We start from the raw sequence: 20,829 nt of genomic DNA, 5'->3' as shown, positions 1-20,829 counted from the left end.
CGGGGCGAAAGTATGAGCGTGTGGTAACTCTCATCTTCGCACCGGGGACCCCTACATCTTGTGGTGGGGTGCCCAGGATGGGTTGCTGCTATCGGGCCGGGGTATGCACTCTAAAAACGGAAGAGCCCCCAATCCATCTGTTCTGTTCCGGCCGGTTCAGTCGGTGAAGTGTGGTCCTTGAAGTCATATTGGTACCTGCCGGAAGGGCCATTCGAGTCAACTGGAGAGGCCAGGGAGTACCTAGACCAGTGCATGGCTGAAGACGAACACTGGATCGTCGCCGTGAAAATTACGATAGACGCTAACCTCGACATGGTCGCCGGAGCCGGGGGCAATCCGTCTCGCTTACTTCGAGGTGGTCGGCCCCTATAGCCAGTTGGCTGGTTAGCTCTTGCGCCCCAGTCTTTCGAGCATCTCTCCCGCCCAATAGTCGTAGGCGGCCGGGAGATAGTGGAAAGGACTGGCGCCCCACCGGTGGTTGGTGTCTGAGATGGCCAGCTCGTCGGGAAGTTCCAAGACGGTGAAGCCGAGGTCTTTGAGTTGTTCGAGGAACCACGTGTTGGTCGTATTCCAATCCTCAATCGACTTACCTAGGTGGGGCTTCAGGTTGTTTCCTTCTTGATCGGCAACGGCCCAGGGCCCGCCGAAAACAAAGACCTTATCCATGAACGGGTCGAGCTCTTGACGTACCTGCTGTGCGGCCTGTGACCACAGTTCCGCGTGTTCATCAGAGCCAGTTCGGATGAGACGTTTCCTCGGGTGGGCCTCAGCAACCTGTGCTTTCTGAGCGGTGCTCGAGTAGGTGAAGTGCTCACCGGACGGCACCTCGGCAGTACTGAAGCGGTCGTCGATCACGTCCAGGACGATAGCGTCTGACTTCGACTCCGCTTTGAGGATTGTCTCCAGGGCGTTGGATGCAAAGTCGCCCTTCACCATCCGTGACTGGAAGTTAGAGGTCAGATCGTCCCCTGGATAGGGCAGGGGCTTGCTAGTCGCGCTAATCCAAGTCTGGCGGGCGGCGTAACTACCGACATCTAGTTGGTCAGCGTACGTGGCGGCAAGGTCGAGAGTGTCGCGTGAGATGCAGGATCCCCAGATACTCACAGTTGTCAAAGGTGCTCCTTTCAGTGGAAGCAATCGTAGCGAAAGGAAGAGGATATTTCCCTAGATGACTGATTCCAGGGGTGTGCTGGGGGTTTAGTGGTCGTATGCGGTCAGGGATCTTAAGACCAGTTGGCCGGTGGTGTGGTTGTGCCAGATCACTGCGGTCAGCGCCAACAACCGTCGCATCACCCGGCTGAGCACCCCGGAGATGGTCCGGCCGCCGTGTTGCTCGAGCCCCAACTGGCCTTTCAACGTGTCAAACACCGACTCGATGGTCTGCCGCAGCGGCTTCAAGAATTGCTTTCCTGGCCTGGGGGTTTCTCCTTTCCGGGCGGGCCGAATGAGCTCGACAGCACCGCCTGTGAGCTCGTCTTCCAACCAGGCACCGTTATAGCCCTTGTCCGCCATGATGATCTGCCCGGCCGGCACGGCCACCGGCACCGCATCCAGCATCGACAGCAGTGTGGCGCGTTCATCGGCTTTCGCCCCGGTGAGCGTGTAGCCGACCGGCAGGCCGTGCAGGATGGAGACCAGATGCAACCGCAGACCCCAGAAAAATCGGGAATGCGAGGCGCAGTAGCCGTACCCGGCGTAGCCGGCCAGGTCTGATCGCTTCACCGTTTCCCTCGATCGGCCGCATTCCACCGGGGTGGAATCCACGACCCACACATCATCGTCGAGCAGGCCGGTCGAGGTAGCCAGATGCGTCATGACGTGCTGCATCAGGACCGTGAGGTTGCGCTGGCGTTTGTTGTAACCCGGCTGCTGCGGAACATAAGGAAATATGCTGGTCAGTCGTGTGTGGGCGAATCGAATCCAACGGCGCTCCGAAGTAAAGCCCAGCAGGGTCTCCATGATCGCCAGGACGATGAGTTCGGCGTCGCTGATGCGTGGTTGGATTCCTACGGCCGGGCGGTCGGGTGCCCGGTGGGGATGGGTGGTGATGAAATCGTCGGTGGTGACGTAGAGTGCGGTGGCGAGGGTGTCCAGATCGTTGTCCATGCCAGGCTTTCGGGCTTGTTGTATGGGGTACAACTTCGATTCTGGGCACTCTCGCTGTGTTTCATGGGTAGCGACTCCCCTTGGAATCAATCATCTAGGAGCTGACAAAGTGGGGCCACACCTCCACTCGCTGTAGGTTCTGCGGGTTTCCGCACGACAGTAACTCCCACGTCCGTCCTCCGTAAGGTACGAACCCGTTATCCAATCCCGACCGTATCGACCTTGGTGCGGTCTAGTTCGGCCCGCAGGCTAGGTGCCGACTCAGGGTAACCTGGTAAACCGGAAGAGCCGATTTACGGGCCAAAGTGGTGAAATATACATGCATTTATAGATTACTTGTCGTCTGGGCGGTTGTGGTGGAAGTACACCATTTCTGGTTTCTTAGATTTGCTGAAGGAGAAGCAGGCCATGTCCGAGGATACTGAACAAACTACCCTCGAAGGTGAGGGCGGGCTCGCGCTACAATACCTAGCCCTATGCCGACGAGGGGGAACCTTCCACTTTCTTCCTCTAGTCAGAAAGGGCGGCGCCGCCAGTTGTTCTATATTTCGATAGTCGGATTGAATTAGTATCGAGCTAAAAGCTCGGAAGTGGCATCAATCCTCAGTGTTGGGTTCCATCCGTCATAGTTTAATGAAGCGCTTCTTAGCGCCAGAGCCCCTTGGTGTCGATGATTCTCTTCCCCTTGAGCTGAGCTGCAGTGACCCCATTGAACTCCTTATGGTCGACGAGAAGAACGACAACCTCTGCCTCTTCAATAGCTTCGTTTGTAGCTGCTAGATCGATGTTCCCGTACTTCGATAAGGTTTCTGGAAGAGCTTCAATATTGGGTTCCACGGCAAGGAGGGTCTTAGTGTTCATTCTTTCGGCTAATGCTTGAGTGATGCTAAGAGAGGGGGATTCTCGAAGGTCATCAATGTTGGCTTTGAACGCAAGGCCGAGAATGGCAATGTTCTTGGCCAGGGTCTCTTCAGCTGCTTTTATCACCTGTTCCACAACCCAAGCAGGCTTGCCGTCATTGACCTCACGAGCCGTCCGAATTAGACGAGAGTTCGTTACGTCAGAGGAGACAATAAACCAGGGGTCGACTGCGATGCAGTGGCCGCCGACACCGGGGCCAGGCTGAAGAATATTTACGCGGGGGTGATGGTTGGCGAGTTCGATCAGTTCCCACACATCAACACCAAGGTTGGTGCAAATCAGTGATAATTCATTGGCGAAAGCTATATTTACATCCCGGAAGGAGTTTTCAGTCAGCTTGGCCATTTCAGCGGTTACGGCATTGGTCCCCAGTAGCTCGCCTTTGCAAAAGGACCGATAAGCCGCCGTTGCGCGGCGCGTAGCCTCTTCAGTTTCACCACCGATGATGCGGTCATTGGTGATCAACTCTTCCATCGCATTGCCTGGAAGAATGCGTTCCGGACAGTGAGCGAAATAGATCACTGGACGGTTTTCGCGATTGTCGGTGCCATCGGCGACAAGGTCAGGACGGAGCTCAAGAATTTTTTCTGCCATGCGACGGGTGGTTTGAGGCGGGGAAGTGGACTCCAAGATGACCAGTTCGTCGCCTTCCAGAGTCGGGGCGATCGACTCGGCTACCGAGTAGATGTACTTCATGTCCACCTCATAATTTTCGGTGAACGGAGTAGGCACAGCGACGATGTACGTATCTGCGTGCACCATGTCGGTGGTGGCCCGGAAGTTCCCGGAAGCAATTGCTGCCTGGAGCCCGTCTTCAAGCCCTGGCTCTACAATCGTGACTTCACCACGATTGATGCGCTCAACATTCTCAGCTTTGACGTCAACGCCAGTGACATCTACGCCGCTGTTTGCCATGACCACCGCGGTGGGCAACCCGATGTATCCGAGTCCGACAAACGCAACGGTAGGTGAAGTCATTCTAGAGTCCTAACTTGTTTCAAGTGTAGATGTACAAACTTGCTAATCGACCTGGGCAAGAAACCTAGACAAACGCCGCAAGTATTCCATGATAGCGTCGCAAACAGTCGAGTCTCCACGAAGGGGAATGGCATTGGCTCTCTGTGATTTAACCGGAACGCCGCTAATGTTATCCGGTTAGGCACAACGTTTCAGACCATCGGGTGAAGAAACGAACAATAGTGGCATACGCTACTCTTTCACTGACGATGTGCAACATGGGGCTTGCCCAAAAAGCGTCTCCGTTGGAACGGCTTTTCCAACATTATTCTCGAGCACTGGGTTGTAGCGCGGACAGTTTTTACCTTTGTACTTTGTCCTGTATTTCTGGTATTGAAGGCGGGACAGTGCGTCTAGCGGCGATTGGCCGAAGCCCTGCAGTGGTTTGTTTCATTTGTTCAGTTTGCGCGCTCTATCAATGGTTTAGCCTGTTCGAATGGCCGAGCATCATAACGATTATTCCCAGTGAACATGCCCAAACTACAATCTCCTGATCTCCTGCATATCCCACAGTCGGCCAAGGGGATCTGGCCAGCCAAGCACCTGCCATCAGCACCGGGGCACCAGCCAGCAACCAATCGGGGATCGAAGTGAACCGCTGGATCGCCCAAGCCGCCACGGTGATGGGCAGTACCGGCCAGCCGACCACCAGGGTCATTCCCGCTACTCCGGCGGTGATCCCAATGGCGCGGGCAACCATCTCCCAGGCCATCATCTGTGGCTCATAAGGCTCAGTATTTCTGGTCCGTCGCCCGAATATCGCCACCGCAATCGCACCGAGTACCGTCAGTACCCCGATGGCACCACCGCCGAACAGACTCACCTGATAGGCCCGCTCGCCGGCAAAGCTGAACTCCACCTGACCGCCCACACCGGCGGGAATCACAAAAGCCTGGGTGCCGGCGTCCACCGCGCGTGGTTCCAACTCGGTTCCGTTGATCGTCGCCGTTAGCCCCGGATTGGCAGAGCGCCCGGTCAGCAGCAGCCGTTCCTGGTCTGCCGCTGTGATCACCTCGCCGGTGTCCTCGAAGGGCACGGAGGGTTCGAAACCAGCTTCTTTCAGGCTGACCCACTCGGCCTCGGTGCGCAGCTCGTGCTGCCCCGCCGGCAGCTCCGCGGTGTCCCCGGCGGCGTACTCCTGTCCGTCGATCACCACCGGTTCCTCGCCGGATGTCTCCAGCTCCAGGCTCATGTCCCGTGGGGCGGTGAACTCCCGGATGAGGATGCCGGTGTCCACGAACATCCGCTGGAACAGGAATTGGCGTACTTCAGGAGACGTGTCCGGGACTGTGACGGTGCGGGTGATGTCCTGGCCCTGCAGCCCGATCTCGGAGATGCCGGTGTGTCCGGTCAATGTCACGCGCACGGCATCGGTCGCCCCACCCGGAACCACAACTTCCTTCGTCTCGCCGGCTGCCACATCCACTTCCACGGCTGCCTCCCCGGAGCTGATCACCAGCGTGGTGTCCTCGGTGGTGGTCACCTCCAGCACTGGCTCGGGGAAGTCCCCGCGCAGCTCCAGCCACTCACCTTCGGCGGTGCCCGGGGTGGGGAACCAGGCGGTGTCCGGCCCATCGTCCACCGCGGCCGTCGGGGAACGTGCCGGATCCGCCCCGCCGAAGCTCGTGGCGTCGGAGGCGGACGAACTGGACACCACGCGGCCGCCGGATTCCACCACCTTCGTTAGTGGGCCCGCGGAAGGGTAATCCTTCACGGCGTTGTGGACGTCCGAGCCCTCCGCGAGGGAGGCCAACGGTGCGGACACCGGTCCGTCGAGCGTGCCGTAGTTGCGGGCCGTGAGCATCGGGGTGTCGGTGACGACCTCCGCGCCGGAGTCCACCAGTTTCCTGGGGCCGGGGCCGTAGATGGAGTCCAGCAGCGCCAGGGACTCGCCACCGCCGGCCACCTGCACCGGTTCCTCGGCGGTGATTGCCATGTCCGCCTGCGGGTCCAGCAGGATCACGTCCACCTCCCCGAAGGTGTGGCGCTCCCCGGGCAGTTCCTCGGCGGCCTGTTCGGCGGTGGCGGGGTCCGATTCGAGGTCGTGCCGGACGAGCACGGCGCCGATGCCGAGGCGTCGCAACGCGGCCGCACCGGTTTCCGGATCCTCCTCGAGGACCGCCATCACCCCGTCCAGGCCGCGGATGGCCTCCGGGTTGACCAGGGGAACGGCGTCGCGGACGGCCCACGGGACGTCGAGCAGCGGCTGCGCGGGTTCGTCGCGGGTCCAGCCCCAGGTCTGCCGGGCGAAGGAGGTTTCGGGGTAGATGAGCGTGCGGGTGTCTTGGGCATGGGTGTTGAGGAAGTCCGTGGCCTCGTGCCAGTACTCGGGCACTTCCTCATAGGCGCCGCGGGGCAGCAGGCGGCCGGTCCAGGCCGGCGCCGTGGCGGTGAGTGCGATGAGGACGACGAGCCCGGCGACGGCGGTGCGCCGGGTGGGGAAGGAGCGCTCGCGGATGGCGGAAAGGGACGTCGGCACGCGGAGATGGGAGCCGAGCGCGGTGAGGCCGACCATGAGTGGGAGGCGTACCAGGGGGTCGAACTTGTGGAGGTTGCGCAAGGGGGCGCCGGCGCCGTCCAGGAAGCTCAGCCACCAGGATCCCAGGGGGCCGTGGGCCATGCCGAGGATGACGACGCCGGTGAGCAGCATCAGTACCCAGAGACCGGCGAGGTAGCTGCTCTTGCGGAGCAGGGAGGTGAGCCCGGCCAGGCCAAGGGCGGCGACCATGACGGTGGCCAGCACGAAGACGGGTTCGCTGACCAGGAGGTTGCCGGCGGTGCGTTCGGTGTCCACGAAGGGGGACCAGCTGGTGGTGCCGCGCAGGATCTCCACGAGGTTGAGCCAGCGGGTGGTCACGTAGGAGGACTCGATGTAGTCCGTGAACGGCGGGGAGTAGCGGCCCAGCACCAGTAGGGGACCGATCCACCACAGGCTGACCAGCAGACAGCCGAGCAACCAGGTCCCGAGGGCTCGGGCCGCGCCGCGGTCCCGCCGGATGATCCGCCAGAGGAGCAGGAGGCCGGCGGGCACGCAGGCGGCCAACGTGGCGGTGGCGTTGACCGCGCCCATCGCGGCCACCGGCAGGACGGCCAGGGCCACGCTGCGGAAGGTGAGCCGGCCCAACAGGGGAACCATGACCCAGGGAGCGAGCATGACCGGCCAGGTCTCCGAGGAGATGGCCGTGAGCGTGGTCAACGTGCGCGGGGACAGGGCGAAGAGCATCGCCCCGAGGAAGCGGAAAGCCGGTGTGCCTATGCCCAGCCTGGTGACCAGGAGGTGGAAACCGGAGAAGCCGACGCCGATGACAATGATCCACCAGATGCGCTGGGCGATCCAGTCAGGGAGGGGATCGGCGGACAGGAAGAACAGGCCCTGCGGGAAGAGGTAGCCGTAGGCCTGGTTCTGGAGTTGGCCGAGCGTGAACGTGTCCGTCCACGCGTGCAGGCTGCCGGCGAGGAAGCCCGCGGGGTTGGCCATCAGGTCATGCTTGGTGTCCGCTGCCGTGAGTCCGAAAGGTTGCGCGAAGATCACCACGGCCAGCAGGAGCCAGCCGAGCAGGTGAGGGTGCAGCCCGCGTTTCACGTGGATCGCGGGCTATTGGCGGGTGCCGTACTCCGGGCCACCGAGCATGGCATCCTCCGCCGTGACGGCGTTGCCGTGCGGAACGGCGTCCTGATCGGAGAAGGCCGCGATCCCGAGCACAGCGACGACACCCATGGCGATACCGACGACCGCGCTGGCGATCGCCGGGCCGAGGGAGCGGCGGTTCAGGGAGTCAGATTTGTAGGCCATGACTTGTCAGGATAACAGGAAATGCGCAGTCCTTGATGTGGGCGGCGCAAAAGTTGCAGTGGTTACTCGGTGCGGTTCCGGTTCATCCCGGACACCTGCGGGATTTCCCCTCCTGCTGTCTTCTGCGTGGGCGCCGCGTGGGCGGGGCGGTCTGTTTCGGCTACGGCGTGCTTGTTGCGGGACTTCTCCTCCGGGCCGCAGTCCATCGGCGGGACCACGAACACCGGGATGCGGGCGTTGTGCACGATATTGTCCGCGGTGGAGGACTGCCACAGGGACTTGAAGCCGCTGATCGCGCGGGTGCCGGTGACGATGACGTCCGGGCGCAGTTCGGCGGTGGCGTCCACGATCGCCGACCAGATCGTGGTGGCCGACTCCACCATGTGGGCACGGGCCTTCAGACCCAGGGACTCGGCGACCTCCACGCCCTCCCGGCAGATCGCACGCGCCTGCTCATAGGCCGGATCATCCGTCTCCAGGCCGGTGCCCCAGTCTGCCTGATGCAGGCCGGACATGCTCACCGCGCGGGCCGCCTGCCGGTGCAGCGGCTCCCAAGCCGTGAGGATCTCCACGTGCCGGGGCCGGAGCAAGGCGGCGGCGTACTCCAAGGCATGCCGGGCCTCACCGGAGCCGTCGAAGGCGATCAGCATGGTGGTGAAGTCGCGGGGTTCTGCTGGAACCTCGAGGTTCGCTGCGGCGGTTTCTGGGGAGGTGGGGTTCTCCGGCGTTGTGGCGTTGCCTGTTGAAGTGGCGTTGCCGGCGTGGGCGGGCTGCTCCGCGTTGGGAGACTCGCCTGCGTTAGCGGGCTCTCCGGGAGTAGCTGGCTGCTCTGGGGTGGTGGGCGCGCCTGCGTTAGCGGGCCGCTCCGGCGTTGCGGGGTTCACTGGTTCAGACACGACGGCTCCTTCGAGCTATTCGATGATGACGTGATCCAGCCTATCGGCGGTGGGGGAGTGGGCGCAGGGGAGCTTTGGATTTGCAAGAGCAGTAATCACTGGCAATGGAGATAATTGGGGGGTCGTGCGAAAGAGGTTGCCAGTCAAGTAGTGAGGACCGGATGAGGGTGTAAAGCCGTAAAGACATTTCGGTATGGCAGTCTTGCTTTTTCCTTCCGTGACCACGGAGATGACGTCATGTTGGCAACAAAGCTTTCTTCCTGGTCGTTCAGCAAGTTCGCTCGCGTATGTTCAGGAGAGAAAGGCTCCAGCCTCGTTCTGTAGCTGGAGCCTCGACTGCCTGGACAGACCTATAGGCTAGGTCAGCAGCATGACGTCCTGAGTGACGGCAGGGGTGTACTTCTCCCAATGAATCCGCCGTGGTGACATTCGCCGTCGTTTGAAGGCGCGGCGCCCTGCCTCGACAAGTGCAGGTGGACCACAGAGGTAACCGGACCACCCACGAAGAGTTCCGAATTCCTCGACGATCATCTCAGAGGCGTATCCTGTTCGCCCGTCCCAAAGCTGACGAGTCAGGCAGGGTTTCACGACAAGGTTCGGGTGCCGTGCCGCTAGTTCCGCCAGTAGATCCCGTGCGTAAAGCTCTTCTTCTGTGCGTACTGACTGGTAGAGATGCACTTCTCGGTCTGGATGGGCGGCCAATAGTGTCTGAAGGATAGACAGGATGGGAGCCAACCCTGTGCCACCGGCGACCATGATGACACCGCCCTCGGATTCGAGGTCTGAGCACCGAAAGTCTCCTAACGGGCCGCTGACTTCAACCTGTTCTCCAACAGACAGGGCGCCAAATGCCCACCTATCGGAGGCGAGCCCGCCGGGATGACGCTTGATATGCAGTTCAATCTCACGGGTCATGCCCTCGGGCCCGGGGACATTGGCAATTGAATAGTGACGTTGACCGGTGGTCCCTGGGATGGTGAGTTCGACGTACTGACCTGGGGTAAACCCGATCCGATCATCGAGGTGCAGTACGACCTTACGTGTATCTGCGGCAATATCTTCCACAGCAATTACCGTTCCGATGAAGTCACGCAGTGGGTGGGTAGCGACAGTACCGCCGGCTCCGTTCTCCGGCTCAATGACAATGTCCCCAGACGGAGTAGCTTGGCAAGCTAAGGCCAACCCTTGCGTGCGGTCGGTGGGAGACAAGGTGACGTGGGGGCTATCGTGGTGGTCGACGGTGCCTTCAACCACGCGTACGGTGCACGTGCCGCAAGTTCCCTGGTTGCAGGAGTTCGGAAGCCACACGCCTTGACGAAGTGCGGCATCTAGCAGGGACTGGTCCCCTGCGCACTGGATGTGATCGCCGGTTGTAGTAGTGACAGTATACTGATTCATAGTGTTAGACCTCCCAGACGACAGGTAGTTCGGTGGGGCCGCGGAAGCCCCAGCCCCAGAAATTGACCTCGTGGTCCGGTTGCAGTTCAAGGTTGGGCAAGGTGTCCAGCAGTTCCTCAAGACCGATACGGCAGACGTGGTTTGCGAAATAGATTCCTGCGCAGGCGTGCTTGCCGGCGCCGAAGGCCAGATGCGGCAGGGGAGGACGGCGCAGATCGTACTCTGAGGGAGCGTCATAGGCGTTCGTGTCATGGTTGGCAGAACCGAAGGACATCATGACCGGGGTATTGGCCGGAATAAGGACGCCATCGATCTCAATGTCTTCTTCACAGATGCGTGCCGTAGCGGACCAGATTGGCGAGGTCCAGCGCATCCCTTCGGCGATCGCCCGCGGTAGTAGCGCCGGTTCGTCAATGACCGCCTCCAACTGCTCCGATTGAGAGAAAAGCCCTGCCAGTGTCGACCCCATGGCATGACCAGGTTCTTGGAGGGCGCCGAGAAGAAACACGAACAGCGTGGGATACAGATACTCCCGGTCACGGGTCTGCCCTTCCGGCATGCCGTCATGGAGCCAGTGGGACAGCGCGGAGTCATCAGGGTGTTCGATCCATTTATCGATCAGTGGATCGACGATAGCGCGAATCTCCGCTTTCGCTGCGTCGCCGTCATCGAATCCTCGGGGGTTGGCAAACTCGCCGTTGTCGTCGAGTCCGGCGTTGGTAAAGGAGTGGCTGAGGCGGTGGAACCAGTCGCGCAGGGTGGCCTCGTCGACGGATGCTAGACCTAGCAGATCGCCCACAGCTCGCACCGAGACTTTCTCGCAGTATTCGGACATGAGGTCGGCGGAGCCGTTCATCTCGATTTCTGCGACGAAGCGTTGTGCGACGGGGCGAACCAGGTCCTCAACCCAGCGGTCTACTTCAGAGGGTTGCAGGGCGGGGTCCACCATCGAGCGCAGATCATCGTGGATATCCCCGTTGACACCGATAACAGCCGGGTGGCCAAAAGTGCGGCCACCAGCTTTAGTGATCACTCCCCCGAACTTCGGGTGGTGTGCGATCTCCTCGCACATCTGCCGGGTTGAGGCAACGTAGGCCCCTAGTACAGGCACGAAGGCCAGGGGCGCTTCATTCCTTAGGCGTTCGTAAAACGGGTACGGGTTACGCTCCAGCTCCTGCATGGAGACATCGGCGATCCACTGGGGGGTTTGTTGCATGGCAACCGTCATCGTTACATCCTCTCAGTCAGTGTGTGGTTGATCCCACTTCATTGCATGCTATGTTGTGAGTCACAGTTCGCCTATCCCGGGTGCGCACCGGTTATCCGAAATATGCACCATCCCTGTTGCCCCATCTCTGACAGGTTCCTCTTCTGGAGATAATCCATGGCCGAAATCAGCCCCGTTCAGGTTCTGAGCTCCTGCGATCTGCAAGAAATGCAGGCTGCTGTCGCCCGGGCTTACTTCCCCCATAATCTGCAGAAAATCAGCCGACCGGCCACAGTTGGTGTTGTGCGCACCCTGGAACTTGGACCACTGACCCTGGGCCGAATCCAGTGGGGAACAGACATCTCGCTCGAATGTGACTATGCACAGGACGCTTACGAGGTCAATATTGTGCTGGCAGGATCGCTGTCCTGGGAACGGGACGGAAAACAGCACACCGCGGGGCCAGGCGAGGCCGCCGTGTTCCTTCCGGGAAAGCGCAGCACCATCACCTACTGGGGTGCGGATGCGAAGGTCCTGGGCGTAAAGATGGCTCGCGGCACTCTCCACAATCACCTTCCTGTTGATGCGACAGTCTCCGCGCCCCTGGAGGAGATCGCTCCAGCCACGCTGGATCTGCGCTCTGATGAAGGGCGCTCATGGGTGAGATTCATCCGGTCGTCAGCAGAACACATGATCTCAGACCCGGCCGTAACGTCATTGCCTGCATTCCGGGACTCGCTTGTGGCGGCTGTCGCTGCACCGATGGCAGTCTTCCTCACGCCAGAATTCGGGGCCGCTCCCCCTGGCCCGTATATGATCCGCCGCGTTCGCAACGCCGTGGAGCAGGATTTGGGTCGGCGATGGAGCCTGGACGATATGGCTGCGGTCTCTGGTGTCGGGCGACGGCGCCTGCAGCAGGCGTTCCGCGATTACGTCGGGGCAACCCCGACAGCATGGCTATTGCGTGTTCGCCTTGACCATGCGCACCGCCTGCTCGCTGCCTCCACCGGCAGTACAACGGTTTACGAGGTGGCCTACGCCTGCGGGTTTAATCACCTGGGTCGATTTGCACAAGAGTTCCGGAAACGCTTTGGATACACCCCGTCAGAAACGGCGACCGGCGCAGGCGAAGAGTAGACGCCAGCACTCGTGCCCAATGCTACTGTTCGGTGAATTGCCGAGAATCTCAGCAGCCGGAGTCGGGACGAACGGTCCCTCAGGTTTGCAGCCGTGATGGACATTTAGCGAGTATTCCCCGCAGCACGTGATCACCACGGTCCCACCGCGGCGTCGATAAGCACCCGAAGCCCCCGCCTTGCTGCCCCGGATGGCCCCGGTAGAATGCCCTCGGTCAGCGCCCTGTTGCGCCTTCCTTCTCCCCGAAGCGGGGCCATTTTCTCTCTGAGGTTGACCACACTCATGTCCTCCCCCTCTGCCGCGGGTTCCCGCGTCCCTGATTCTGAAGCATCGATCATCCCCGGCCCCGTCAAGGCGGTGTTGGCGGTGCTGGTGTTCACCGCCTTCGTGATGATGCTCAATGAGACCGCGTTGTCTGTCGCCCTGCCCGCCATGATGGCCGACTACGGCATCACCGCAGCCACGGCGCAGTGGTTGCTCACCGGTTTCATGCTCACCATGGCGGTGGTGCTGCCCACCACCGGCTGGCTCCTGGAGCGCTTCACCACCCGGTCGGTGTTCCTCTTCGCCGCCGCAGCTTTCCTGGTCGGCACTATCATCGCAGCGTTGGCACCGACTTTCACCGTGCTGCTCATCGCACGCATCTCCCAGGCGGTCGGGACCGCGGTGGTCATGCCGCTGTTGATGACGGTGGCCATGACCCTGGTTCCGCCGCAACGACGCGGCGCGATCATGGGGTTGATCTCGGTGGTGATGGCGGTCGGGCCGGCTCTGGGGCCCACCGTGGCGGGTGTGATCCTGAGTTTCACCAGTTGGCACGGCATCTTCTGGTTCATGGTGCCCCTGGTGGCGATTGCCGCGGGCATCGGCGCCCTCAAGCTGATCAACCTCGGCGAGCCAACATCCGCCCCACTGGATCTGGTGTCCGTGATCCTCTCGGTCTTCGCCTTCGGCGGCCTGGTCTACGGGTTGAGCTCGATCGGGCTGATCCTCGAAGGCCAGCGCAGTGCCCTGATCATCCTGGTTGTCGGCCTGGTGGGCGTGGTGCTCTTCATCTGGCGCCAGCTCAACCAGGCGAAGAAGGGCCGGGCCCTGCTGGATCTGCGCCCACTCGGGGTGCGCAACTACACCTTCTCCCTGATCGTGCTGCTGACGCTGTTCGGGGCGATGCTCGGCGTGCTCAACACCCTGCCCCTGTATCTGCAGGGCTCTCTGCTGGTCACCGCCCTCGTTGCGGGTCTGGTGCTGTTGCCCGGCGGTCTACTCGAGGGAGTTCTCTCCCCGTTCGCCGGTCGACTCTATGACCGCTATGGCCCGCGTCCGCTGATCGCGCCGAGCATGGTGCTGGTGGTGGGCAGCCTGTTCTGGCTGTCCACCGCCGATGAAAACTCCCGGGTCTGGCTGATCATCGCCGTCCACGTCATCTTCTCCATCGGCCTGGCAGGACTGTTCACCCCGCTGATGACCACCGCGCTTGGTTCCCTGCCGAAGGACCTCTACGGCCACGGCTCTGCGATCCTCAACACCCTCCAACAGCTCGCCGGAGCAGCCGGCACCGCCGTAATGATCACCATCTACAGCGGGGTCAGCGCCTCCGCCCAGGAGACCGGAACCCCGGAGACCGTCGCGCTGGCGGACGGCGCGAACTCGGCCTTCCTGACCTCGGCGGTATTGACCGTGGTTGCGCTGGTGTTCTCCCTGTTCATCACGCGGGTGGATTCCCGGGCGGAGACGATCAGCGAAGTGGAACCGGGGCGTGACTCCTGATCCTTAGGACTTGCACCCACTGCCGCAAGGACTTCCCGCCCTTGGCCATCGTTTTGCCAGCTTATGGACCACACTCCAATGGGAGGGCTGGGGAGCAGTGTTGACCGCAGGAAATCGCCGGCAGGGGAAGCAGCACGCGGCGCGGATGGTCCCACACCGATGGTTCTCCCTCCAGGTCTGGGCAACAACACCCTGCCATCATCTCTGAGGCCAAGGAGGAACGGCCGGGACCTGTCAGCGCCGCACGTGGACCTGCACGCTGGATCGGATGAAAAGGCTGTATGTCACCCCTTCGAGGAAGTATTCTGACGGAATACTGGTTCTCGTCCTTGGGAGGACATCGTGGCAAGGTTTATCGCCTGCGCACTACCGCTGGTTCGGTCTGCACTGCGGGGCGACGATGATCGTTGGTCGTCATGACCAAGCGCACCTTTGGCGTCGAAGAGGAGCTCCTGCTGGTGGATGCCGTCACCCTGGCTCCGTTGCCGGCGGCGGAGCGCCTGGTGGCCCTGCAGCAGGAGGACTCGGACACCGATCATGAGATCACCCTGGAGTTCAAGCAGGAACAGATCGAGGTGGTCTCCCCGCCCCAGACCACGCTGCTCGGCCAGCTGGAGTGCATCCGCGCCGGGCGCAAGCTCGCTGATGCGGCGGCGTCGCGCGTGGGTGGCCGGGTGGTGGCACTGTCCACCGTCCCCGGGGAGGTGGACACCCATCTGATTCCGAAGCCGCGTTTCCACAACATCCACCGGCGCTTCGGGATCACAGCCGTGGAGCAACTCACCTGCGGTTTTCATGTCCACGTGTTGATCAAATCACAGGAGGAGGGTGTGGCTGCGCTGGACCGGATCCGGGACTGGTTGCCGGTGCTGCTCGCGCTGAGTGCAAACTCCCCGTTCTGGCAGGGCGTGGACACCGGTTTCTCATCCTATCGCTATCAGGTATGGAACCGGTGGCCGCTGACCGGACCCACTGATTTCTTTGGTTCCGCCGCAGCTCACGATCATCATCAGCGCATGTTGCTGGCGACCAAGGTTCCGTTGGATAAGGGGATGATCTATTTTGATGCCCGGCTCTGCGAGCATCAACCCACTCTGGAGATCCGGGTGGCGGACGTGTGCCTGGACAGCACCCACGCTGCAGTGCTGGCCACCATCGCCCGTGCCCTGGTGGAGACGGCCATCCGGCACTGGGAGGCAGGGGTGCCGGTGGTCCCTACCCCGACCTCCGCATTGCAGGCGTGGTCCTGGCAGGCCAGCAGCCGCGGCGTCGATAATGAACTGGTGAACCCCATGACCGGCGCGCCGGCGCCCGCCGTGGAGGTGGTGGCCGGTCTGATGGAGGTCATCCGGCCCGTGCTGGTGGAATACGGGGAGGAGACGATGGTGGCGGAGGTGGTGTCCGAGATGCTCAGCGAGGGGCCGGGGGCGCGCTGGCAGCGTGAGGTGTTCGCGTCGCGCCGGGAGGTGCGGGACGTGGTGGAGTTCGCCCTGGGAGTCACGCACCGCGATGGCGCGGCGAAGTACGCGGAGGGGTGAGAGGCGGGCGGAGCGCACATCCCGGCGCGTCGTCGCTTACCTCTCCCGCAGGGAAAAGCCCAGCCGTTTCTCGGAGAAGAGCATGATCAAGGCGACGCCCAGGGCGCCGGCCGCAGCGGTGAGCCACCAGGAGGTGTGCCAGCCCTGGGCCTGGGTGGCCAACCACGCCAGCAGGATGGGGCCCAGGAAATTGCCGGTGTTCTGCGTCTGCTGCATCAGTCCGATCACCCCGGGTGGTGAACCACCTGGCGGGGCCAGGTCCACGGCGATCCGGTACATGGAGGTGGGGATCAGGGCGCCGACCATCGAAAAGACACAGACCAGCACAAACTGGGGGACGAACGTGCCGGGCAGGTCAGACCAGTCGACAGCGTAGACGCCGAAGGTGGTGATCGCCATGACCCCAAAGGCGGTGATGACCATCGGGCGGACGGCGAATCCGCGCCGCAACAGCAGCCCAGCCAGCACCGCTCCCACGGCGTTGACCCCACCCGCGACCGCCGAGAGTGCCCCGCCGAGCACGGAGCCCACGCCGTACTCCCCGTAAATGGTGGGCAGGAACCCGATGACGGCGGTCCACTGGACGGTGTAGCAGGCGAAGACCAGGCCGGCGACCCACGGCTTCCAGCTGTGCACGGTCACCCAGACGCGGCGGAAGGCCGCTCCCACCCCGCCCTCCCGCGGGGGATCCGGGGCGGTGTTCTTCAGCAGCAGCGGAATCCCGACGGCGGTCACCACGGCCATGATCCAGTACCACATGCGCCAGTCGGTGACCTGCAGCAGCAGCGAGCCGCCCAGCACGGCAATGAAGGTGGCCATCCCCTGGAACCCGGTCCAGGCTCCCAGGGCCATGGTCAACCGGTCAGTCGGGGTTTCACGGCGGATCAGCGCGGGAGCCATGACGACCACCGCGAGGTATCCGATGCCTTCCAGCGCGCGGGCGACCATCATCACCTCTGACGCCGTGGCCAGCGCACTGATCGCCGTGCCCACCACCAGAAGGAGCAGGCCGAGGAGCACGGTCCGGCGCAGCCCCACACGCTCGCCCAGGATGGAGGCTGGAATTCCGCCCAGCATTCCCGCCAGCTGCACCAGCCCCAGCAGCAGACCGGCCTGCACCAGGCTGATGCTCAGATCAGCCTGGACATCAGTGAGTGCGCTGGGCAGTTTCCAGATGTGCATCGCTGCGATGACGCCGCAGACCACCACGACGATCCACGTCGCGTTGCCGGACCGGCGGCGGGTGGAGGGAAGCGGCTGCGAGACAGTGGTCATGCTGTGAAACTCCTGGCGTAGGAAGAAGCTATAAGTAGGGGATCCTAGCCCAGTTCCCCCGGCTTTACCGGCGTTTTTCACAGCATGGGTTAATGGCCGGGACGGGATGCGGGCCCTTTTGCGGAGTGTCGCGGCTTGGCGAACTACGCGGGTAACGGGCTCATCCATCAAAAGTGACTGTTGGTGGGGCCGGGTGCTCCGTGGAGCCGGCTGACTGAAGCGGTGGGGTAGTTTCGGCGGCATCAGTACCGGAGAATTTTTCGAGGCAGAAGGACGTGGTTTCCATGGCAGCGGACAAGCCGATTCCGAGCGTCACAGTCACGCGTAGTGGCCAGCGGGTGGAACTCCCGGGGTGTGACATCACTGAGACCGCTACATACCTGAAATCGAATTATATTCAGCTGGTAGGGCAGTGATTTCCTCGACTAAGGACGCTCCGAGCGAGGTGAATGGTGGCTTGTGTGACTGTGATGATCAGCAACAGCAAGCAACAACCGGCAACAAAAAGCAACAATGAACGATTGTTTTTTCCGTCCCAGGCATCTATCCTTGAGACATCACGCCCAGCCTTCCGTCTCGTTCTGTACGAGGGGGGAGGCTGGCTCTCTGTTTAAGATGCTGTCATGTCCTACGAGAAGCCCTATCTGAGTGTTGACGAACAGCTTGACCTTTTGACGGAGCGGGGATGTGACGTCGGAGACCGGGGAGAAGCCGCAGAGCTATTGAATCGAGTGGGCTACTACCGGTTGAGCGGATACTGGTATCCCTTCCGAAAACGCACCATCAGCAAGGGGACGACAGTAGGAGGCTTATTCATAGGGGTTTAGCGCTCCCAGTCCGATCGCCGCTCGTGTGGCGTGTCGTGAACGCATAAAAAGGGACTGCCTGTTTCGATTAATGTGTGAAGAAAAACCCAACAAACAGTCCCACCACCAAGACTACGGCCCCACTAAATGACACACAACTACTCGGCCTGATCGAGACCATCGAGCACTGCGACCAGCTCGCCGATGTGCCCTACGGCCAGCGCACTCTGACCGTGGAAGACCGTGTCCTGCTGACCCTGGACTACCTCAGCGAAAACCGCACCGAACAAGCACTCGCCACAACCTACCGCGTCTCCCCGCCCACCGTCTCCCGCATCATCAGCACCTTCACCGACCTGATCGCTGGCCTGCTCGAGAAACACCGGCCCACTCCCGCAGACTTCCAGACCTTTGCCGGCACACTCGTGGTCGATGGCACCCTGGTGACCTGCTGGGACTGGAGAGACCACCACGACCTCTACTCGGGGAAACACAAGACCACCGGGCTCAACCTCCAGGTCGCCTGTGATCTCGACGGACACCTGATGTGGGTCTCCGACCCGAAACCCGGGTCCTGGCACGACCTCCGGTGCATCCGGGAGTCTGAATTCCCCGCCCCCGAAGGGCAGTCCTGGAACGTCACCGCCGACAAAGGCTACATCGGATGGAGCTGCACGCACCCGATCCGGAAACCTAAAAACGGCAACCTGACTGAAGAAGACAAAGACTACAACCGACAGGTCAACAGCTACCGGGCCGTCATCGAGCGAGTGAACGCACACCTGAAGAACTGGCACATCCTTAAAACCAGATATCGCCGCCCGATCAAGGACTTCACAAACGTCATCCGAGCAATCATCGGAATGATGTTCTACAACGGCCTATGAATAAGCCTCTAGCCCTTGACGAGTTCGTTGAAGGAACAACGCTTGCCAATGTGGCGGAAGTGTATGATTTCGACCGGCGATTGCGTCTTTTGACACTCGACGCCCTTGAACGGGTGGAAGTGGCAGTGAGATTCCAGGTCGGCCATACTCTTGGTCGGCGTGGTGCTTTTGCCCACACTGACGTGGATTCACTCAGCGATGAGTTCGCTGGCAGGTCCTCTCCGCCGCCCGCGCTCGCAAAATGGAAGAACTCCGCTCACGCCAGCTGGTTGGGGTTGAGGGAGAAAGAAGAAGGGCGATCGAAGGCAGACTTCGTCAAGCACTTCAAGAAGAAATACGGTTTGCCGCTCCCAGTGTGGGTGGTGACCGAACTCCTCGACTTTGGCGGTTTATCTAGGCTCTACGCAGGCTTGTTGCAGCAGGACCGGGATTCTATCGCTGCAACATACGGGCTCTTTGACGCGTCGAATGTAGGGCATGGCGGCGCCCTCCAGGACTGGTTGAAAAACCTCAACTATATTCGCAATGTCTGCGCGCACCATTCTCGGTTTTGGAACGTCAATGTCACAGAACGGATGAGCCCGCGGATGATGAAAGCCATACCTGAAGTAGCTCATATAGGGATTTTCAAGAGTCCCAAGATGCTTTCGCGTCCTTATGCGTCACTGGCGGTACTTGCATTGATGACGGTGCGTATCAACCCTCAAGATGATTGGAGGCTTCGGCTACGGAATCTGGTTGCCGATTCACTTCCTGTAGGGCGCCGCGAAGCCGAGATGGGCTTTCCCGAAGGCTGGCGGGACTTCGAGATCTGGAATTGATCGTATTCCGGCAGCATGGAGGACCGGGAGATCAGCTGGGGCTTAACCAGAAACAGATCGGGGTTTCTTTCCTTGTGATCGATCTTGTGATTAGGAGGAGACCCGAGTCCGACGTGTACGCCATTTTCGAGTTCACTTCGCATCGCTTCCGAGTTCCCGAGAAGCCAGGCGCTGGCGGCGTCGATAATAAAAGGTTCCAGTGGCGGGTGCTCGGGCTTCTTATGTCTCAACCACTGGATAAGCCCATGCAGTAGATTCGGCGGCATCAGTACCGGAGAATTTTTCGAGGCAGAAGGACGTGGTTTCCATGGCAGCGGACAAGCCGATTCCGAGCGTCACAGTCACGCGTAGCGGAGTGAACACTTATACCGCCAGGAGTGCTGGTGGTGCCGAGCTGCGCATCGGGGAACCGGGGCAAGAAGGTGTCTTTTCCCCGGTGGAGTTGCTGCAGGTCGCGATCGCCGGCTGTGCCTCCATGTCCGCAGAGCCCCAGTTGACCAGTCAGCTGGGTGAGGACTTCGACCTCACCACCACAGTGGATGCGGTTCAGAACTCTGAAGAGAATCGCCTGGAAAAGCTCATCACCACTATCAACACTGACTTGACGGAGCTGGATCCTAGGAAGCAGGAAAAGCTCATCGCGCGGGCGGAGAAGTTCATCGAGAAGCTGTGCACCGTCAAGCGCACTCTGAAGCACGGTGTGGAAACGGAGACATCGGTTCAGTCGGGGAGCGTCTAGCCGGAGCCAGCGTTGCCGGCTGTGTGGCCACCGCACGCACCAGACCCCGCCCTCCCGCGGTAAGTCCGCGGGAGGGCGGGGTCTGTCATGGGCGGCCGGCCTACCCGGTCACACCTGCCATCAAGCGGTTTCGTAGACGCGGATCTCCGGGTCCGCCTGCAGGAACGGGGAGAGCCCGCCCACCACGTCGCGGGTGAACAGTTCGGTGCTCAGGTACGCCTGCGCATTGGCGGCGGTGTCGAAGCCGTGCAGGACCTGGACGTCCTCGTCGCGGATGAGCAGGTCCTTGCTGGTTGCGCCGGTGGCGGTATCCAGGAAGGGCTGCTTGTACTGCTGGTACACGCCAGCGGCGGCTTCCCGGTCGGCTTCGTTGACCTGCAGGGTGATCTCCAGATAAGAGATCGCGCGGATAGGGGTCATGGCCGGCGGTCAGGACGGGTCTCCCAGCGGTAGGTGCTCCAGGCCTGCTTGATGAGCCGACGCACAATGATCACCGCGTTAGCTAAAGCAATAAACGCTTC

Annotated in this window: 15 protein-coding genes and 2 pseudogenes; 6 read left to right on the top strand and 11 right to left on the bottom strand. The window is 61.4% G+C overall.

Annotated features, from left to right (window positions below):
• Nucleotides 1–384: 384 nt before the first annotated feature.
• The 8 genes and pseudogenes from ACQCVD_RS15000 to ACQCVD_RS14965 all read right to left on the bottom strand — a co-directional run bounded on the left by ACQCVD_RS15000 (nucleotide 385) and on the right by ACQCVD_RS14965 (nucleotide 11,347).
• Entirely contained in the window at nucleotides 385–1,104 is a 720-nt protein-coding gene (locus tag ACQCVD_RS15000) for a DUF6270 domain-containing protein (RefSeq protein WP_426824588.1), read from the bottom strand.
• Between the two features lie 93 nt (nucleotides 1,105–1,197).
• Nucleotides 1,198–2,106 (bottom strand): IS982 family transposase, encoded by a 909-nt coding sequence (locus ACQCVD_RS14995; protein WP_426824587.1) that lies wholly within the window; start codon nucleotides 2,104–2,106, stop codon nucleotides 1,198–1,200.
• 645 nt (nucleotides 2,107–2,751) lie between these two features.
• Nucleotides 2,752–4,005 (bottom strand): UDP-N-acetyl-D-mannosamine dehydrogenase, encoded by a 1,254-nt coding sequence (gene wecC / locus ACQCVD_RS14990; protein ID WP_426824586.1) that lies wholly within the window; start codon nucleotides 4,003–4,005, stop codon nucleotides 2,752–2,754.
• Between the two features lie 454 nt (nucleotides 4,006–4,459).
• Nucleotides 4,460–7,627, bottom strand: coding sequence for a DUF3367 domain-containing protein (locus tag ACQCVD_RS14985; protein ID WP_426824585.1), 3,168 nt, complete (start codon nucleotides 7,625–7,627; stop codon nucleotides 4,460–4,462).
• A gap of 12 nt (nucleotides 7,628–7,639) precedes the next feature.
• A complete protein-coding gene (locus tag ACQCVD_RS14980; RefSeq protein ID WP_426824584.1) occupies nucleotides 7,640–7,837 on the bottom strand; it encodes a DUF2613 domain-containing protein in 198 nt (65 codons plus the stop codon).
• Between the two features lie 200 nt (nucleotides 7,838–8,037).
• Nucleotides 8,038–8,487, bottom strand: a pseudogene (locus tag ACQCVD_RS14975) (universal stress protein); the annotation flags it as partial.
• A gap of 603 nt (nucleotides 8,488–9,090) precedes the next feature.
• Nucleotides 9,091–10,131: a 2Fe-2S iron-sulfur cluster-binding protein gene (locus ACQCVD_RS14970; RefSeq protein WP_426824583.1), complete on the bottom strand. Its 1,041-nt coding sequence runs from the start codon at nucleotides 10,129–10,131 to the stop codon at nucleotides 9,091–9,093.
• A gap of 4 nt (nucleotides 10,132–10,135) precedes the next feature.
• Nucleotides 10,136–11,347, bottom strand: coding sequence for a cytochrome P450 (locus tag ACQCVD_RS14965; RefSeq protein ID WP_426824589.1), 1,212 nt, complete (start codon nucleotides 11,345–11,347; stop codon nucleotides 10,136–10,138).
• Nucleotides 11,348–11,515: 168 nt separating this feature from the next.
• On the opposite strand from ACQCVD_RS14965, the gene ACQCVD_RS14960 reads away from it, so the two are divergent.
• The 3 genes from ACQCVD_RS14960 to ACQCVD_RS14950 all read left to right on the top strand — a co-directional run bounded on the left by ACQCVD_RS14960 (nucleotide 11,516) and on the right by ACQCVD_RS14950 (nucleotide 15,780).
• Entirely contained in the window at nucleotides 11,516–12,475 is a 960-nt protein-coding gene (locus tag ACQCVD_RS14960; RefSeq protein ID WP_426824582.1) for an AraC family transcriptional regulator, read from the top strand.
• Nucleotides 12,476–12,757: 282 nt separating this feature from the next.
• Entirely contained in the window at nucleotides 12,758–14,242 is a 1,485-nt protein-coding gene (locus tag ACQCVD_RS14955) for an MDR family MFS transporter (protein WP_426824580.1), read from the top strand.
• A gap of 416 nt (nucleotides 14,243–14,658) precedes the next feature.
• Entirely contained in the window at nucleotides 14,659–15,780 is a 1,122-nt protein-coding gene (locus ACQCVD_RS14950) for a glutamate--cysteine ligase (protein WP_426824579.1), read from the top strand.
• 36 nt (nucleotides 15,781–15,816) lie between these two features.
• Here the strand turns inward: ACQCVD_RS14950 and ACQCVD_RS14945 are convergent, their stop codons facing one another.
• Nucleotides 15,817–17,055, bottom strand: a complete 1,239-nt coding sequence (locus ACQCVD_RS14945) for a CynX/NimT family MFS transporter (RefSeq protein ID WP_426824578.1) — start codon at nucleotides 17,053–17,055, stop codon at nucleotides 15,817–15,819.
• A 901-nt stretch (nucleotides 17,056–17,956) separates the two neighbouring features.
• On the opposite strand from ACQCVD_RS14945, the gene ACQCVD_RS14940 reads away from it, so the two are divergent.
• The 3 genes from ACQCVD_RS14940 to ACQCVD_RS14930 all read left to right on the top strand — a co-directional run bounded on the left by ACQCVD_RS14940 (nucleotide 17,957) and on the right by ACQCVD_RS14930 (nucleotide 20,308).
• Entirely contained in the window at nucleotides 17,957–18,748 is a 792-nt protein-coding gene (locus ACQCVD_RS14940) for a transposase family protein (protein WP_426824577.1), read from the top strand.
• Nucleotides 18,745–19,569 (top strand): Abi family protein, encoded by an 825-nt coding sequence (locus ACQCVD_RS14935; protein WP_426824576.1) that lies wholly within the window; start codon nucleotides 18,745–18,747, stop codon nucleotides 19,567–19,569. Before ACQCVD_RS14940 ends, ACQCVD_RS14935 begins: the two co-directional genes overlap by 4 nt.
• A gap of 307 nt (nucleotides 19,570–19,876) precedes the next feature.
• Nucleotides 19,877–20,308: an OsmC family protein gene (locus tag ACQCVD_RS14930; RefSeq protein ID WP_426824575.1), complete on the top strand. Its 432-nt coding sequence runs from the start codon at nucleotides 19,877–19,879 to the stop codon at nucleotides 20,306–20,308.
• A 120-nt stretch (nucleotides 20,309–20,428) separates the two neighbouring features.
• On the opposite strand, the gene ACQCVD_RS14925 is transcribed toward ACQCVD_RS14930, so the two are convergent.
• Both ACQCVD_RS14925 and ACQCVD_RS14920 read right to left on the bottom strand, forming a co-directional pair.
• The gene (locus ACQCVD_RS14925) at nucleotides 20,429–20,728 is read right to left on the bottom strand and encodes a hypothetical protein (protein WP_426824574.1); all 300 of its coding nucleotides are present in this window, start codon (nucleotides 20,726–20,728) and stop codon (nucleotides 20,429–20,431) included.
• Nucleotides 20,725–20,829 (bottom strand): annotated as a pseudogene (locus tag ACQCVD_RS14920) (IS5/IS1182 family transposase); the annotation flags it as partial. The pseudogene ACQCVD_RS14920 and the gene ACQCVD_RS14925, both read right to left, overlap by 4 nt.

The organism is Corynebacterium halotolerans (genome assembly GCF_050107895.1).
Taxonomy (GTDB): Bacteria; Actinomycetota; Actinomycetes; order Mycobacteriales; family Mycobacteriaceae; genus Corynebacterium; species Corynebacterium halotolerans_B.
Note: the sequence above shows the minus strand (reverse complement) of the source record. Positions and strands in the feature narration are given on the sequence as shown.

Excerpts from the sequence above, each read along its gene's own strand:
- ACQCVD_RS14995 (WP_426824587.1), bottom strand. The coding sequence starts at position 2,106 with ATGGACAACGATCTGGACACCCTCGCCACCGCACTCTACGTCACCACC.
- wecC (WP_426824586.1), bottom strand. The coding sequence starts at position 4,005 with ATGACTTCACCTACCGTTGCGTTTGTCGGACTCGGATACATCGGGTTG.
- ACQCVD_RS14980 (WP_426824584.1), bottom strand. The coding sequence starts at position 7,837 with ATGGCCTACAAATCTGACTCCCTGAACCGCCGCTCCCTCGGCCCGGCG.
- ACQCVD_RS14970 (WP_426824583.1), bottom strand. The coding sequence starts at position 10,131 with ATGAATCAGTATACTGTCACTACTACAACCGGCGATCACATCCAGTGC.
- ACQCVD_RS14965 (WP_426824589.1), bottom strand. The coding sequence starts at position 11,347 with ATGCAACAAACCCCCCAGTGGATCGCCGATGTCTCCATGCAGGAGCTG.
- ACQCVD_RS14960 (WP_426824582.1), top strand. The coding sequence starts at position 11,516 with ATGGCCGAAATCAGCCCCGTTCAGGTTCTGAGCTCCTGCGATCTGCAA.
- ACQCVD_RS14955 (WP_426824580.1), top strand. The coding sequence starts at position 12,758 with ATGTCCTCCCCCTCTGCCGCGGGTTCCCGCGTCCCTGATTCTGAAGCA.
- ACQCVD_RS14950 (WP_426824579.1), top strand. The coding sequence starts at position 14,659 with ATGACCAAGCGCACCTTTGGCGTCGAAGAGGAGCTCCTGCTGGTGGAT.
- ACQCVD_RS14945 (WP_426824578.1), bottom strand. The coding sequence starts at position 17,055 with ATGACCACTGTCTCGCAGCCGCTTCCCTCCACCCGCCGCCGGTCCGGC.
- ACQCVD_RS14935 (WP_426824576.1), top strand. The coding sequence starts at position 18,745 with ATGAATAAGCCTCTAGCCCTTGACGAGTTCGTTGAAGGAACAACGCTT.
- ACQCVD_RS14930 (WP_426824575.1), top strand. The coding sequence starts at position 19,877 with ATGGCAGCGGACAAGCCGATTCCGAGCGTCACAGTCACGCGTAGCGGA.
- ACQCVD_RS14925 (WP_426824574.1), bottom strand. The coding sequence starts at position 20,728 with ATGACCCCTATCCGCGCGATCTCTTATCTGGAGATCACCCTGCAGGTC.